Annotated in this window: 14 protein-coding genes; 10 read left to right on the top strand and 4 right to left on the bottom strand. The window is 74.2% G+C overall.

Features of this window, described 5'->3' with window-relative positions:
• Positions 1-223: 223 nt before the first annotated feature.
• On the bottom strand, positions 224-541 hold the full coding sequence (locus tag JWR81_RS01230) for a hypothetical protein (RefSeq protein ID WP_297645639.1): 318 nt from the start codon (positions 539-541) through the stop codon (positions 224-226).
• A 227-nt stretch (positions 542-768) separates the two neighbouring features.
• Here JWR81_RS01230 and JWR81_RS01225 point away from each other — a divergent pair, with 227 nt between their 5' ends.
• Positions 769-1,380: a GNAT family N-acetyltransferase gene (locus JWR81_RS01225; protein ID WP_297645637.1), complete on the top strand. Its 612-nt coding sequence runs from the start codon at positions 769-771 to the stop codon at positions 1,378-1,380.
• Between the two features lie 46 nt (positions 1,381-1,426).
• Positions 1,427-2,161 (top strand): DUF3153 domain-containing protein, encoded by a 735-nt coding sequence (locus tag JWR81_RS01220; RefSeq protein WP_297645636.1) that lies wholly within the window; start codon positions 1,427-1,429, stop codon positions 2,159-2,161.
• On the opposite strand, the gene metF is transcribed toward JWR81_RS01220, so the two are convergent.
• Entirely contained in the window at positions 2,142-3,065 is a 924-nt protein-coding gene (metF, locus tag JWR81_RS01215) for a methylenetetrahydrofolate reductase [NAD(P)H] (protein ID WP_297645633.1), read from the bottom strand. The two genes, JWR81_RS01220 and metF, sit on opposite strands and share 20 nt — an antisense overlap.
• Positions 3,066-3,271: 206 nt before the next feature.
• On the opposite strand from metF, the gene JWR81_RS01210 reads away from it, so the two are divergent.
• The 7 genes from JWR81_RS01210 to JWR81_RS01180 all read left to right on the top strand — a co-directional run bounded on the left by JWR81_RS01210 (position 3,272) and on the right by JWR81_RS01180 (position 12,465).
• Complete coding sequence (locus JWR81_RS01210; protein WP_297645643.1) at positions 3,272-4,324, top strand: polyprenyl synthetase family protein; 1,053 nt, start codon at positions 3,272-3,274, stop codon at positions 4,322-4,324.
• Positions 4,321-5,868, top strand: coding sequence for a phytoene desaturase family protein (gene crtI / locus JWR81_RS01205; RefSeq protein ID WP_297645630.1), 1,548 nt, complete (start codon positions 4,321-4,323; stop codon positions 5,866-5,868). The genes JWR81_RS01210 and crtI overlap by 4 nt, the downstream gene beginning before the upstream one ends.
• Positions 5,869-5,977: 109 nt before the next feature.
• Positions 5,978-7,603 (top strand): polyprenol phosphomannose-dependent alpha 1,6 mannosyltransferase MptB, encoded by a 1,626-nt coding sequence (gene mptB, locus JWR81_RS01200; protein WP_297645627.1) that lies wholly within the window; start codon positions 5,978-5,980, stop codon positions 7,601-7,603.
• Positions 7,581-8,522, top strand: a complete 942-nt coding sequence (locus JWR81_RS01195; RefSeq protein ID WP_297645625.1) for a phytoene/squalene synthase family protein — start codon at positions 7,581-7,583, stop codon at positions 8,520-8,522. The genes mptB and JWR81_RS01195 overlap by 23 nt, the downstream gene beginning before the upstream one ends.
• A 57-nt stretch (positions 8,523-8,579) precedes the next feature.
• Positions 8,580-9,707: an amidohydrolase family protein gene (locus JWR81_RS01190; RefSeq protein ID WP_297645622.1), complete on the top strand. Its 1,128-nt coding sequence runs from the start codon at positions 8,580-8,582 to the stop codon at positions 9,705-9,707.
• Positions 9,704-10,996, top strand: coding sequence for a glutamine synthetase family protein (locus tag JWR81_RS01185; RefSeq protein WP_297645619.1), 1,293 nt, complete (start codon positions 9,704-9,706; stop codon positions 10,994-10,996). The genes JWR81_RS01190 and JWR81_RS01185 overlap by 4 nt, the downstream gene beginning before the upstream one ends.
• Positions 10,997-11,010: 14 nt before the next feature.
• Positions 11,011-12,465, top strand: coding sequence for an APC family permease (locus JWR81_RS01180; protein ID WP_297645616.1), 1,455 nt, complete (start codon positions 11,011-11,013; stop codon positions 12,463-12,465).
• Here JWR81_RS01180 and JWR81_RS01175 read toward each other — a convergent pair.
• Positions 12,446-13,150, bottom strand: coding sequence for an SDR family oxidoreductase (locus JWR81_RS01175; protein ID WP_297645613.1), 705 nt, complete (start codon positions 13,148-13,150; stop codon positions 12,446-12,448). The genes JWR81_RS01180 and JWR81_RS01175 overlap by 20 nt on opposite strands.
• Before the next feature lie 50 nt (positions 13,151-13,200).
• The gene (locus tag JWR81_RS01170) at positions 13,201-13,554 is read right to left on the bottom strand and encodes an Rv2175c family DNA-binding protein (RefSeq protein WP_297645610.1); all 354 of its coding nucleotides are present in this window, start codon (positions 13,552-13,554) and stop codon (positions 13,201-13,203) included.
• Between the two features lie 142 nt (positions 13,555-13,696).
• Here JWR81_RS01170 and JWR81_RS01165 point away from each other — a divergent pair.
• Positions 13,697-14,576 (top strand): protein kinase (locus JWR81_RS01165; protein WP_297645641.1); only part of this gene is annotated, 880 nt, incomplete at its 3' end.

Here is a 14,576-nt window from a genome sequence, read left to right as displayed (position 1 = left end):
CGGGACGCGGGCGCCGCGGCGCGGGACGTGCGCGGGGCCGCCGTGCGACTGGTCGCGAGCGGCTGTGCCGAACCGAGCTGGCCGGCACGGGGTGCGGGCACCCGCGCGCTGGTGGTGACGGTCATCGAAAGCTCCTTCCGCTCGTGTCGCCGATCATGCACCGGGGCACCGACAGTTCCGGGGCGCTCGTCGAGCCCCGTCGCCACCGCGGCGAACGGCCTCTTCATTCCGCCACCCGCACGAGGTCCCAGACTCCGGGTCCGGCACGCATGCGGAGCACGAACTCGCGGCCCTCGGCCCGCGGCTCGTCGGTGGACTGGGCCACGACCCGCCAGCAGCGCAACCGGTCCCCGCCCACCGGCATCGGCGACGGGAACGGCCACGGCGACTCCTCGATCCACCGCTCGCGGACGTCGGTGACGAGGAAGCGCGGACCGCGGTGGATCGGCCTGCGCTGGAACTCGACGGGCTCCCCGTCCTGCCAGCGCACCTGGATCGGGGTCGGCTGGCGCGACCCGAACATCCGGCTGAAGGCACTCATCCCCAAGCACTCCCCTTCTCCGCCGCGGGCTTCCCCTCCCGCACCGGAAAGTCCGGCGCCGTCCGACGCACCCGGTGGCGGGGCGCTTCCCCCGCCCCGGACCACCGGGCGGTCGGCGATCGAACGCATGTTCGATCGAGGTCCAGTAGAACTCGCCCGCGTGCCGGCGTCAAGTCGTGTCCCACGTCGGGCGGCGCACAGGGGGCACGACGTGGTGTGATGGGGGCGTGACCACGGCCCCGGCGCGCCAGCTCGTCCAGCTCGGTCCCGGCGATCTCGCCGACCGGCTGGGCGAGGCACTGGACGTCTACGTCACGGCGATGGACTACCCCCCGAGCACCGCTCGGCAGCGGCGGGCCCTGTGGCTCGACCACGTGCGGCGCCCCGGCTGGCGCGCCGTCGGCTGGGTCGACTCCTCCGACCGCCTGCTCGGCGTGGCCTACGGCTACACGGGCGGCCCGGGCCAGTGGTGGTTCGATGAGGTCCGACGGGGCCTGCGGGTCCGCGGCGGCGACTCGGAGGGCTGGCTCGCCGACTACTTCGAGCTCACCGAGCTCCACGTGCGGCCCGACGCGCAGGGCACCGGGCTGGGCGAGGGGCTGCTGCGGGCGCTGCTCGCGGGTACGGACCGCTCCCACGTGCTGCTGTCCACCCCCGAGTACGGCGACCGGTCGCCCGGCCGCGCCTGGAATCTCTACCGCCGCACCGGCTTCCGCGACGTGCTGCGCGACCACCGGTTCACCGGCGACTCCCGGCCGTTCGCCGTGCTCGGCCGCGAGCTGCCGATGGCACCCGGCCCCGCGCCGTCACCCCGGCCCCGCACGGACCCCGCCGCCTGACGGGTGTCGGGAACGGGTGGAACGTCCCGGGTGGCACGATGACCGGGTGCCAGCGCCGATCATGCCGCCGACGACCGCGCCCCCGGCCCGCACCGCCCGTCCTCGTGTGTCCACGCCGCGCTCGCGTCGCCGTGCCTTCCTGCTGGTACTGATGGCCGTGCTGCTGATCGGCGGCACGCTGGGCGGGTGCGCGCGGGTCCGCACCGCGCTGGCCCTGCAGCCCGACGACACGGTGACGGGCGAGATCGTGATCGCCACGCCCCAGACGTCCCCGGACGACAAGGGCCCGGCGATCACGCTGCCGCCGGACCTGGCGTCCGACGTCGACGTGGCCCCGTACCGCCAGGAGGGCTATACCGGCTCGGTCCTCACGTTCTCCAAGCTGACGTTCAACCAGGTCGGGCAGCTGAGCACCGTCGCGGGCACCGCGGGCGAGAACGTCCGGTTCGCGCTGCGGCGCTCGGGCGGGCGCGTGCTCGTCACGGGCACGGTGGACCTCACCACGGTCTCGGTGGACAAGGCCGACTTCCAGCTCAAGATCAGCTTCCCCGGCTCGGTGGTGGACACCAACGGCGAGGAGGACGGCAGCACCGTCAGCTGGACGTTCGAGGCCGGCAAGGTCGGGGACGTCACCGCCGTGCTGGCCTACGCCGACCCCGGAGCCCCGTCGGCCCTGAACTGGACCCTCGGCCTCGCGGGAGTGGTGGCGCTGGTGGCGGGGGCCGTGGTGCTGCTGGCCCGCCGCACCCGCAACCCCCCGGTCAGACCGCCGGGGCGCTGACCGCGGTGCCCGTGGCGGCACCCAGGGGCCTGCGTGCACCCAGGTTCAGCCGTTGCACCAGCTCGGCCGTGGCCGTGGACCGGTTCAGCGTATAGAAGTGCAGGTTCCGCACGCCCTCGGCCAGCAGCCGGGAGCAGAGCTCCGCCGTGACGTCCATGCCCGCCGCACGGAATGCGGCGGGGTCGTCGGCGTAGGGCTCCAGCTGCTCCAGCAGCGCGGGCGGCACCGGCGCACCCGACAGCTCCGGCCCGCGGTGCAGCGTGCGCACCGTGGTCAGCGGCATGATCCCGGGCAGCAGCGGGACGTCGCAGCCCGCGCCGGCGAGGCGGTCGCGCAGCCGCAGGAAGCCCTCCGGCTCGAGGAAGAGCTGCGTGATGGCGAAGTCGGCACCCGCGCGGACCTTGGCCACCAGCCGGGCCGCGTCCTCGTCGATGTCCGCCGATCGGGGGTGCCCGTACGGGAACGCCGCCACACCGACGCAGAAGTCGCCCAGCCCGCGGACCAGGGTGACGAGCTCGTCGGCGTAGGTGAGGCCGTCGGGGTGGGGGGTCCACTCCCCGAGCGGGCCGTCGGGCGGGTCGCCCCGCACAGCGAGGACGTTCGGGATACCCGCGGCGGCGTAGGCCCCGATCACCTGGCGGAGCTCCGCCACCGAGTGCGAGACGGCGGTGAGGTGCGCCATCGGCACCAGCGTGGTGTCGGTGGCGATGCGCGCGGTGGTGCGGATGGTGCGGTCGCGGCTGGACCCGCCCGCGCCGTAGGTGACGGACACGAACGCCGGGTCGAGCGGCTCGAGGCGCCGGACGGCACGCCAGAGCTCGGCCTCGCCCTTCTCGTCCTTCGGTGGGAAGAACTCCACCGAGAAGACGGGACGGTCGCGGTCGATGCGATCGGTGACCTTCACGGGATGCAGGGTACGGGCGCGTTCGGTCGCCGCGCCGCACCCGGCGACCGCCGATACCCTCGTGTGGTGCCCTGGACATCCGTTTCGCCCGCCCTCGCCAGCATCCGGTGTTCCCGACAGTGACGCGCACCGTCGGAACCGACCACCGCCCCGCCGGTGACGACGGCCTCCCCGCGGGCCTCAGTGACGTGGACCTGGCCGCCGGCATCGAGACGGCCCTGACCGCCTACCTGGAGGAACGCACCGCCGGCTCCACGGCGATCGACCCCGCGTTCGGCCGGGCCACCGAGTCGCTGGCCGACTTCGTGCTCGGCGGCGGCAAGCGCCTGCGCCCGACGTTCGCCTGGTGGGGCTGGCGCGGGGCGGGCGGCTCCGTCGACGCGCCCGAGGCCCTGGCCGTGCTCCGCGCGATCAGCGCGCTCGAGCTGCTGCAGGGCGCCGCTCTGATCCACGACGACCTCATGGACGCCTCGGCCACCCGCCGCGGGCGCCCCACCGTGCACGTCGCGTTCGCCCGGCGCCACGCCGACGCCGGATGGCAGGGCCGGCCCGCCCGGTTCGGCGCGGCCGCCGCGATCCTGCTCGGCGACCTGGCCCTGGTCTGGGCCGACGACATGTTCCGCACGTCCGGGCTGCCGCACGACGCGCTCGACCGCACGGGCGAGCCGTGGCAGGCGATGCGCACCGAGCTGCTCGGCGGCCAGTTCCTCGACGTGCTCAACCAGTCCACCGGCGACAGCTCCACGCGCGCCGCCCTGCAGGTGGACCGCTACAAGACCGCCGCCTACACCGTCGAGCGGCCGCTGCACCTCGGTGCCGCGATCGCCGGGGCGGACCCGGACCTGGTGGCCGCCTACCGGCGGTTCGGGGCCGACATCGGCGTGGCGTTCCAGCTCCGCGACGACCTGCTCGGCGTCTTCGGCGACCCGGAGGTCACCGGCAAGCCGGCCGGCGACGACCTGCGCGAGGGCAAGCGCACGGTGCTCGTCGCCACCGCTGTCGAGCGGGCCGAGCAGCGGGGCGACATGGCGGCGAAGGACGCCCTGCTCGCGGCCGTCGGCAACCCCGAGCTCGACGGCGGCGGCGTGGAGCGCGTGCGCGACATCCTCACCGAGCTCGGCGCGGCGCAGGCCGTGGAGCAGCGGATCGCGGCGCTGACCGGTTCCGCGCTCGACGCCCTCTCCACTGCGGACGTCGCCGAGCCCGCGGCGTCACGGCTGGCCGACCTCGCCGTCACCGCCACCCGGCGCAGGCGGTGACCCGAACGGTCCCCGGCCCCACCGACCACGTCGTGGTGGTGGGGGCCGGGTTCGCCGGCCTGACCGCCGCGCTGCACCTGCTGGGCGCGGGCCGCTCCGTCACCGTTGTGGAGCGGGGCGAGCACCCCGGCGGCCGCGCCGGGCGGCTGGACCTGTGCACCGAGCGCGGCACGTTTCAGGTGGACACCGGGCCCACCGTGCTGACGATGCCCGACCTGCTAGACGAGCCGTTCGCCGCCGTCGGGGAGAAGCTGTCGGAGCGCCTCGACCTGGTGGAGCTCGACCCCGGCTACCGCACCCACTTCGCCGACGGGTCCACGATCGACGTCCACACCGACGGCGTGGCGATGGAGCAGGAGGTCCGCGCGGTGTGCGGGCCCGAGGCCGCCGCGGGCTACCGGGACATGCGCGCCTGGCTGACGAAGCTCTACGAGTCCGAGATCGACACGTTCATCGGCGCCAACTTCGACTCGCCGCTGGACCTGCTCGGCCGGGACCTCGTGCGGCTCGCGGCGCTGGGCGGCTTCGGGCGGCTCGGACCGAAGATCGCCTCGTTCCTGCCCGACGAGCGGCTGCGGCGGATCTTCTCCTTCCAGGCCCTCTACGCGGGCGTGCCGCCGGCGACGGCGCTCGGGGCGTACGGCGTGATCGCCTACATGGACACGGTCGCGGGCGTGTACTTCCCGAAGGGCGGGATGCGCACCATCGGCCAGGCGCTGGCCGACGCCGCCGTCGACGCGGGCGCCACGATCCTCTACGGGCGCACCGTCACGGGGCTCGAGCGCGGCGCGGGACGTGTCACCGCACTGCGCCACATGTCCACCGACGACCCCCCGGCCGACTCCGAGCGGCTCGCGTGCGATGCCGTGGTGCTCACCCCGGACCTGCCCGTCGTCCACGACCTGGTCGGGTGCGCGCCGCGCCGGGCCGTGCCGCTGAGGTACTCGCCCAGCGCCGTCGTGCTGCACGCCGGGCTGCGGAGCTCGCGCCACAGGGCCGCGCACCACACCATCTCGTTCGGCCGGGCGTGGGAGTCCACGTTCCAGGAGATCATCGGTGACGGCCGCCTCATGAGCGACCCGTCACTGTTGATCACGCGGCCGACCGCCACCGACCCGGGGCTGGCCCCGGACGGCGCCGACCTGCTGTTCGTGCTGGCCCCGTGCCCCAACCTGGACGCCGGACCACTCGACTGGGAGCGGGTCGGGCCGGCCTACCGCGACGAACTGCTGGGCGCGCTGGAGGCCCGCGACCATCCCGGCCTCGGCGACGTGGCGGGCGACATCGAGGTGTCGCGGCTCGTCACGCCGGCCGACTGGGCCGCCGCGGGCATGGCCGCGGGCACGCCGTTCTCGGTGTCGCACACGTTCGCCCAGACCGGCCCGTTCCGGCCGCGCAACCTCGTACGGGGCCTGGACAACGCCGTGCTCGCCGGCTGCGGCACCACGCCGGGCGTCGGGATCCCCCCCGTGGTGCTGTCCGGGCGGCTCGCCGCACAGCGCATCACGGGCGCGCCGGCCCGATCGCACCGCACAACGCGCTGATCACAGGCTCCGACGCCGCGCACCACCAGACACACCGGACCCGTCCCGCCCGTGCACCACAGGGTGCCCACAGCACCCTGACACGGGTCGTGCGAGCATGGATCGCGTCATGAGCGCCTCAGCCCCGGTCGAAGAACCGACGCTCCCGGAACCGCCGACGCCCGTGCCGCACCCGGCACGTGCGAGTTCCTTGCGCGCCCGGTTCGGCAACCCGCCCCGTCGCACGCTGCTGATGGGTCTCGCCGCCGCGGTGATGCTCGTGATCGGCGGCTTCGGCGCGGGCGGCGTGCTGGTCCGCGACCCGCTGATGACCAACTCGCCCATCGGCTTCTGGCGCTACGGCCACGGCCACGACATGGCGGCGTTCCTGATGTACGCGGGCGTCGTCCTGATGGTCTGGGCGTGGATCCGGCTCGGCCGCGACGTGCTCGCGGAGCGCGTCGGCGGCCGCGCGGTGCTCACCACCGCGCTGGTCTGGATCGTCCCGATGCTGTTCGCGCCGCCGCTGTTCACGCGCGACATCTTCAGCTACCTCGCCCAGGGCGCCCTGCCGCTCAACGGATTCAACCCGTACGCGGTGGGGCCGATCGCGATGCCGGGCATCCTGTCGGACAACGTCCACTACTTCTGGCAGGACACCCCGGCGCCCTACGGCCCGCTGTTCATCCTGCTGGCCAAGGGTGTCGCCTGGGTGATCGGCAACAACATCATCCTCGGCGTCGTGCTCATGCGGCTGGCGCTGCTGCCCGGCCTCGCGCTGCTGGTCTGGGCGCTGCCGGAGCTCACCCGCCGCCTCGGCGGCAAGGTCCCGCTGGCGCTGTGGGTCGCGGTGGCCAACCCGATGATGGTCATCACGATGATCGGCGGCGGGCACAACGACCTGCTCGTGGTCGGCCTGCTCGCGGCCGGCTTCGTGGTGGCGCTGCGCGGGCGGCACGTGGGGGGTGTCGCCCTCGTCACACTCGCGATGGCGGTGAAGGCCAGTGCCGGTGTGGCGCTGCCGTTCATCGTCCTGATCTGGGCGGCCCACATGGCCGGGTCGCAGCGGGTCCGCATCACCAAGGCTGCCGCGGCCGGCATCGGCGTGTTCGTCGTGGTGTTCGCGGCGTGCACCTTCGCCGCGAGCGTCGACCTCGGCTGGCTTCCGGCCCTGAGCGCACCGTCGATGATCGTGAACTGGATGTCGCTGCCCACCGCGGCGGGCCAGATCGTCGGCGGCATCCTCAGTCTGTTCGGCGCGAACTACCAGCTGTTCATCAACATCTTCCGCGGCATCGGCATCGCCCTGCTCGTCGTGCTCGCGGTCCGGCAGTGGTGGGCCGCGCGCGACGGCGGGCCCGACGTGGTGCGCCGCGCCGGCATCGTGCTGTTCGCCGTGGCCGTGCTCTCCCCCGCCACGCTGCCCTGGTACGTCAGCTGGGGGATGGCCCTGCTGGCGATGACGGTGTGGACCGCGCGGGGGCTGCAGTACATGGTCTTCGTGTCGCTCATGCTGATCGTCGTCTACTACCCCAACGGCGAGGACGGGCTCTACAACTGGGGCTACCTCGCCGCCTGCGCCGCGGTCGCCGCGCTGGCCGCCGTGTCCCTCCTGCGCGAGGACCCCTTGCGCCTGCGGCCCGGCGCCCGCGTCCCGGTGCGCCTCACCGCCGCCCCGGGGCCCGCTCCCGAACCCGCCGCCGTCGCGGGTGGCACCGCCCCCCCGGCCTCCGGTGCCGAGCAGCGCGCAGGCTGAGCTCGACGCCGCCGGGATCACCGACCTGGCGCTGCGGGCCGCCTACCGCGAATGCCGCGAGCTCAACGCGCGCTTCGGCCGCACGTACTTCCTGGCCACCCGCCTGCTGCCGCGCGAGCGCAGGCCCGCCGTGCACGCGCTGTACGGCTTCGCCCGCTACGCCGACGAGATCGTCGACGACCTGGGCGACGGCTCCCCCGTCGCGGCCCGGGCCGCCCGGCTCGACACCCTGGACGCCGCGCTGGGCCACGCCCTCGCCGGGGCCCCCGCCGCCCACCCGGTGCTCGCCGCGCTGGCCGACACAGCGGACCGCTACACGATCGACCACCGCCACTTCACCGACTTCATGACGTCGATGCGCATGGACACCCACGTCACCTCCTACGCCACGTTCGACGACCTCGGCGCCTACGTGCACGGCTCGGCGTCGGTGATCGGCCTGCAGATGCTCCCCGTGCTGGGCACCACCGTGCCGCGCGAGGAGGCCGAGGGGCCGGCGTCGGCGCTCGGGATGGCGTTCCAGCTCACCAACTTCCTGCGCGACGTCGGCGAGGACCTCGACCGCGGCCGCGTCTACCTGCCGTCGGAGGAGCTGGCGGCGTTCGGAGTCGACCGCGACCTGCTGGTGTGGTGCCGGCGCACCCGCCGTCCCGACCCGCGCGTGCGCCGGGCGCTGGCCCACATCGTGGCCCACACGCGCGCGATCTACCGGCGCGCCGAGCCGGGCGTGGCGATGCTGGAGCCCGTGTCCCGGGCCTGCGTGGCCTGCGCGTTCACCCTCTACCGGGACATCCTCGACCAGATCGAGGCGGCCGACTTCCCCGTGCTGCACCGCCGGGTCGCCGTCCCCACCACCCGCCGCGTGGCGGTGGCGGTCCCCGGCCTGGCGAAAGCGCTGGCCGCCCGCACCCGCCTCTGACCAGCCCCGCGAGGTGGGGTGGTTGACGGCGGCGCGGCGCGGGGGTCTGCTGGCGCCATGATCGTCGACGAGGGACCGCTGGCCGACGCCGTCCGGGAGCTCCGGCTCGTCGACCATCACGTGCACGGGGCCACCACCGCCGACCTGGACCGCGCCGCCCTCGAGGACGGGCTCACCGAGTCGCCGTGGCCCGCGCCGCCGGGCACCTCGCACCTGGACTCGCAGCTCGGGTTCTCCGTCCGCCGATGGTGCGCGCCGGTGCTCGACCTCCCCCCGCATACCGACGTCGAGCACTACCTGGCCCGCCGCGCCGAGCTCGGGGGCCCCGAGGTGGCCCGCCGCTTCCTCACCGCGAGCGGCATCGGGAGATTCCTCGTCGAGACCGGCTACCGGGCCGGCGAGATCCTCGATCCCGCCGGGCTGGCGGCCACCGCCGGGGCCGAGGCCGCGGAGGTGGTGCGGCTGGAGGCGGTGGCCGAGGACGTGGTCGCCCGGGGCACCGACGCCTCCCGCTTCGGCGACGCGTTCGCCGACGCGCTGGCCGAGCGGGCACGCACGGCCGTGGCGCTGAAGTCGGTGATCGCCTACCGGTACGGGCTCGACGTCGACCCGGTGCCGCCGACGCCGCTGCAGGTGCGGCGGGCCGCCGGGCGCTGGCTGAAGGAGCGCGGTCCCCTCACCGATCCCGTGCTGCTGCGCCACCTGCTCTGGTCGGGTGTCGAGCACGGGCTGCCGCTGCAGTTCCACGTCGGCTACGGCGACCCCGACCTGACGCTGCACCGCTGCGACCCGTCGCTGCTCACGCCGTTCATCCGGGCCGTGCAGCCGCGGCACGTGCCGATCATGCTGCTGCACTGCTACCCCTACCACCGCACGGCCGCGTACCTGGCCGGCGCGTTCCCGCACGTCCACCTCGACGTCGGGCTGGCCGTGAACTACACGGGTGCGGCCAGCCGCGCGGTGGTCGCGGAGACGCTCGAGGTGGCTCCGTTCGGCAAGGTCCTCTTCTCCTCCGACGCGTGGGGTCCGCCCGAGCTGCACCACCTCGGGGCGCTGCTCTGGCGCCGCGCGATCACCGCGGTGCTCGGCGGCTGGGTGGCCGACGGCGACTGGAGCCTGACCGACGCGATCCGGGTCGCCGGGATGATCGGATCGGGCAACGCGACGCGGGTGTACGGGCCGTGACCGACGAGCGGCTGGTCCGCTTCCTCTACGGCGACCCGAGCGGCGTGATCCGCGGCAAGCAGGTGCACGCCGCGTGGCTGGGCGGGGCGATCACCTCCGGACTGGGCCTGACCCGCGCGCAGAACGCGATCAACGTCCTCGACGACCTGGTGCCCGTCGCGGGCATGGAGCCGGTGGGCGAGATCCGGATCGTCCCGGACATGGACACCTACGCGCGCCTCCCCTGGCTCGACGGCGTGGCGAGCGTGTTCTGCGACCAGGTCGGCCACGACGGGCTCGACTGGGGCGCCTGCCCGCGGGGGTTCCTCAAGCGCGCCGTGGAGCGCGCGGCCGCCGCGGGTCTGACCGTCCAGGCCTCCTTCGAGAACGAGTTCTACCTCGCCGAGCGCACCCCGGGCGGGCTGCGACCGTGGGCCGACGGGCCCGTGTACTCGTCGGCCGGTCTGGACCGCGCCGCGCACGTCGTCAACGACGTCGTCGACGCGCTGGTGACCCAGGGTCTGGAGGTGGAGCAGGCGATCAACGAGTACGGGCCCGGCCAGCAGGAGATCTCCGTCCGGCACGCCGGTGCGCTGGCCGCCGCCGACCGCCAGCTGCGGCTGCGCGACACCGTGCGCGGCGTGGCCGAGGTCGGCCACGGGCTGCTCGCGTCGTTCGCCCCCAAGCCGTGGGCGGACGGCATCGGCAGCGGCTGCCACCTGCACTTCTCCCTGTGGGACGGCGAGGAGAACGTCATGGCCGCGGTGGACGACCCGTTCGCCCTCTCCCCGACAGCCCGCGCGTTCCTCGCCGGAGTGCTCCACCACCTGCCCGCCCTCGTGGCGCTGACCTGCCCGTCCTACCTGTCCTACGACCGCCTGCGGCCGAGCGCGTGGGCCGGGTCGACGGTGTCGTGGGGCTTCGACAACCGCGAGGCCGCGCTGCGCATCGCGTCGCCGTTCCGGGGGCGGGAGCGGGCGAGCGCGAACGCCGAGCTCAAGGCATGCGACGGCAGCAGCAACCCGCACCTCGCGCTGGGCGGCCTGATCCTCTCCGGGCTCGACGGGCTGTCCCGCGGCATGGAGCTGCCCCCGCCTGCGGCCCACGACCCGGCGACGCTCCCCGGCCTGCGACCGCTGCCGGCCACCCAGCTCGACGCCCTCGCCGCGCTGGAGACCGATCCCGTGCTGATGGACGGGCTGGGCGATCTCCTGGGCCGCTGCATCCTCGCCACCCGCCGCACCGAGTACGCGCGATGCGTCCAGATGGGCGACGAAGCGGTACGGGCAGTGACATTCGCGATCTTCTAGCTCACCATCTGCCGATGGCGCAGCATGCGGTGACGGGGACGGGGACGGGGCTCCGGCGGGAGCTGAGCGTGTGGCAGGCGGTCGGGCTCTCCCTGGCCCTGATGGCGCCGTCGATGGCGGCCAACATCAACCCGCAGGGCACGGCGGGCACCGTCGGGCGGGCGGTGCCGCTCGCGTTCGCCCTGGCGACGGTGGGCGTGCTGCTCATCGCGTACACGTTCGTGCGGCTGTGCCAGCGGTTCCATCACGCGGGCAGCGTCTACGGGTTCGTCGGGGCCACGCTCGGCGCGCGCACCGGCGTGGTGGCCGGGTGGTCGCTCCTGGGCACCTACGTCTTCTACGGCGTGGTCACGTCCACTGCCGCTGGGATCTTCGGTGCCGCCGCCCTGGACAGCCTGGGCATCTGGACGAACCAGCCCGGGTGGGCCGGTTTCCTCATCGCGGCGATCGCGCTGCTGGGCGTGCTGGCGCTGGCCGTCGTGCCGGCGCGCGGGGGTACCCGCGTGCTGCTGACGATCGAGGGCGCGACGGTCGCGCTGATCATCGTCGTCTCGGTGATCATCCTCGTGCGCCTGGCCACCGGTACCGCGCCGGGTGGGCACACCGTCGACCTCTCGGTGTTCTCGGTCGCCCCCGGCACCGACGTCTCGGCGGTGTTCCTCGGCGTGGTGTTCGGCTTCCTGTCGTTCGCGGGCTTCGAGGCCGCCGCCACGCTGGGCGAGGAGGCGAAGGACCCGCGGCGCAGCATCCCCCGCGCCATCCTCGGCACCGCGATCTTCGGCGGCGTCTACTTCGTGTTCGTCACGGCGGTCGAGGTGATGGGCTTCGGCACCGACGACGCCGGGGTCAAGGCCTTCACGGCGTCGTCGTCGCTGCTCGGGGACCTCGGCACGCAGTACGTCGCCGCCTGGATCGGCGACCTCATCACGATCGGCGCCGCGATCAGCGCCTTCGGCTGCGCGCTGGCCTGCGCCGTGGGGGCCGCGCGGCTGCTTTTCGCGCTGGCCCGCGACGGGGTCGCGCCCACGGGTCTGGCGGAGGTGTCGGCGAGCCGGGGCACCCCGGCGAGGGCCACCGTCGTGGTGGTGATCGGGATGTACATCGTGATCGCGATGGCCTGGTTCGTGTTCGGCGGCGCGCCGTTCGACCTGTTCGTGGCCTCCGGCACGATCGGCACGCTGATCCTGCTGGTCGCCTACGCGCTCGCGACGATCGGGGCCGCGCGGCTGCTGTTCTTCCAGGGCAGGCACGAGGTGGCGATGTGGGAGGTGGTCATCCCGGTGCTCGCGCTGGTGCTCGTCGCCTACACGCTGTTCCGCAACGTCGACCCGTACCCCGCCGGAGCGGCCGGGCTCTACCCGGCGGTGTCGGCGGCGTGGATCGTCGTGGGCATCGTGATCGTGCTGGCCCGGCCGGCCGCCGCGCGACGGGCCGGGCAGCAGCTCACCGTCAGCGAAGGCCTGGCGTGAGCACGCGCTCCGCGTCGCCGTTCTCGACGGTCTCGACGATGACCTGCGCGACGTTCTCCGCCGTGTCGGCGGCCATCGGCGGCCGGGAGCCGGTGTCGAAGGCCCCCGCGCGCAGGTTCTCGTGGAAGTCGGTGGCCGTCAGCGTCGGGTAGACGTTGCTGACCACGATGCCGTCCGGCGCCCACTCCTCGCGCGCCACGGCCGAGAGCATGTTCAGCGCCGACTTCGTGGACGCGTAGGCGCCCAGCCCCGGGATGGTCCGCCGGGACGTACCCGAGCTGACGTTGACGATCACGCCGCCCCCCTGCGCGCGCATCGCCGGCAGCACGGCCTGCATGACGCCCAGCGCCGCGACGACGTTGAGCTCCAGCACGGCGCGGAAGTCGTCGAGCACGACCTGGTCGAGCGGCACGTGCAGTCCCTGGCCGGCGTTGTTGACCAGCACGTCGACGCGGCCGTGGGCGGCGAGCGCGGCCGTCACCATCGCTCCCGGGCCGTCGGGCGTGGTCACGTCGACCACCACCGGCATCGAGCCCGGGAGCTCGTCGGCCAGCTTCAGGAGCAGATCACCACGACGGGCGGCGAGCACCGGCACGGCGCCCCGTGCGTACACGGCCCGGGCCGTCGCCTCCCCGATGCCCGCCGACGCCCCGGTGATCAGCACGATCTTGCCCGTCCAGTCCATGGCGCCATGGTCGCACCCGATCAGGACGCGCGCGCGACGCGGAGGTCGGCTCAGAACGCCATCGCCTGTGCGCGGCGCTTCACCTCGCGGTGCCGGCCCGCCGCCAGCGACGCGACGGGCGTGCCGGGCAGCGAGTCGTCGTCCTCGTAGAGCCAGCGCAGGATCTCGGCATCGGTGTAGCCGCCGTCGCGCAGCAGGATGATGGTGCCCGACAGTCCCTTCACGATCTCGGACTCCACGAAGAAGTCGGCGGGCACCACCACGTCGCTGTCGCGGCGGAACGACAGCAGCTGACCGTCGCGCACCAGCTGGTGCACGCGGGAGACGGGGATGGACAGCAGTTTCGCCACGTCGTCGACAGGAAGGGTGGCCACGTCCTCGGACAGCACGGACACGTCGTTCACGACGGCACACGATGCCACACCAACGGGGGTTCCGGGCAGCCCCCGCCGTGGACGGTACCGTCGTCTCGTGAACGCCCCACCCACGGCCGGTGCGCTGCTCGACGCGCGCTACCGGGTGGGCTCGGTCATCGCGCGGGGCGGGATGTCCACCGTCTACCGGGGCACCGACACCCGGCTCGACCGGCCCGTCGCCGTCAAGATCATGGATCCGCGGATGGCCGCCGACCCCGCCTTCCGGATGCGGTTCGAGCGCGAGGCCCGCTCCGCGGCCCGCATCGACCACCCCGCGGTCGTCGACGTCTTCGACCAGGGCGACGACGGCGACACCCTGTTCCTCGTCATGGAGCTGGTGGAGGGCTGCACGCTCCGCGACGTCCTGCGCGCCCGCGGCGCGCTCGGGGTGCCCGCCGCGCTGGCCGTCCTGGAGCCGGTGCTGCTCGGGCTCGCCGAGGCGCACCGGCTCGGCATGGTGCACCGCGACGTCAAGCCCGAGAACGTGCTGATCAGCACCGCGCGCGAGGTCAAGGTCGCCGACTTCGGTCTCGTCGTGGCCGCCGCGCAGGCCGGGGCCAGCCACGCCGGGCTGATCATGGGCACCGTCGCCTATCTCTCGCCCGAGCAGGTCGCCACCGGTGCCGCCGACGCGCGCAGCGACGTCTACTCGGCGGGCATCATGCTCTACGAGATGCTCACCGGCGTGCCGCCGTACACGGGTGACACGGCGATCTCGGTGGCCTATCGGCACGTGAACTCCGACGTGCCGCCGCCGTCGCTCATCGCCGGGGACGTGCCGCCCGAGCTCGACGAGCTGGTGCGCCGCGCCACGCGCCGCGATCCCGCCGGGCGCCCCGCCGACGCCATCGCGATGCTCACCGAGCTGCGCCGGGTCGCGGTGGCCCTCGAGGTGCCCCGCGTGCGGCCGCCCGCTCCCCCGGTGCGCCCGGTCGCGGAGCAGACCACGGTGCCGGCCGCACCGGTCCGCGTCCCGCCGTCGGCGCCGCGTCCCGGCGGCACGCGGACGA

The sequence above is a fragment of the Pseudonocardia sp. genome, assembly GCF_025965585.1.
Lineage (GTDB): Bacteria > Actinomycetota > Actinomycetes > Mycobacteriales > Pseudonocardiaceae > Pseudonocardia.
This window is presented reverse-complemented; position numbering and strand designations above follow the sequence as displayed.

What these genes read in the sequence shown, in the direction of transcription:
- JWR81_RS01230 (WP_297645639.1), bottom strand. Translation starts at nt 541, where the DNA reads ATGAGTGCCTTCAGCCGGATGTTCGGGTCGCGCCAGCCGACCCCGATC.
- mptB (WP_297645627.1), top strand. Translation starts at nt 5,978, where the DNA reads ATGAGCGCCTCAGCCCCGGTCGAAGAACCGACGCTCCCGGAACCGCCG.
- JWR81_RS01190 (WP_297645622.1), top strand. Translation starts at nt 8,580, where the DNA reads ATGATCGTCGACGAGGGACCGCTGGCCGACGCCGTCCGGGAGCTCCGG.
- JWR81_RS01180 (WP_297645616.1), top strand. Translation starts at nt 11,011, where the DNA reads ATGGCGCAGCATGCGGTGACGGGGACGGGGACGGGGCTCCGGCGGGAG.
- JWR81_RS01175 (WP_297645613.1), bottom strand. Translation starts at nt 13,150, where the DNA reads ATGGACTGGACGGGCAAGATCGTGCTGATCACCGGGGCGTCGGCGGGC.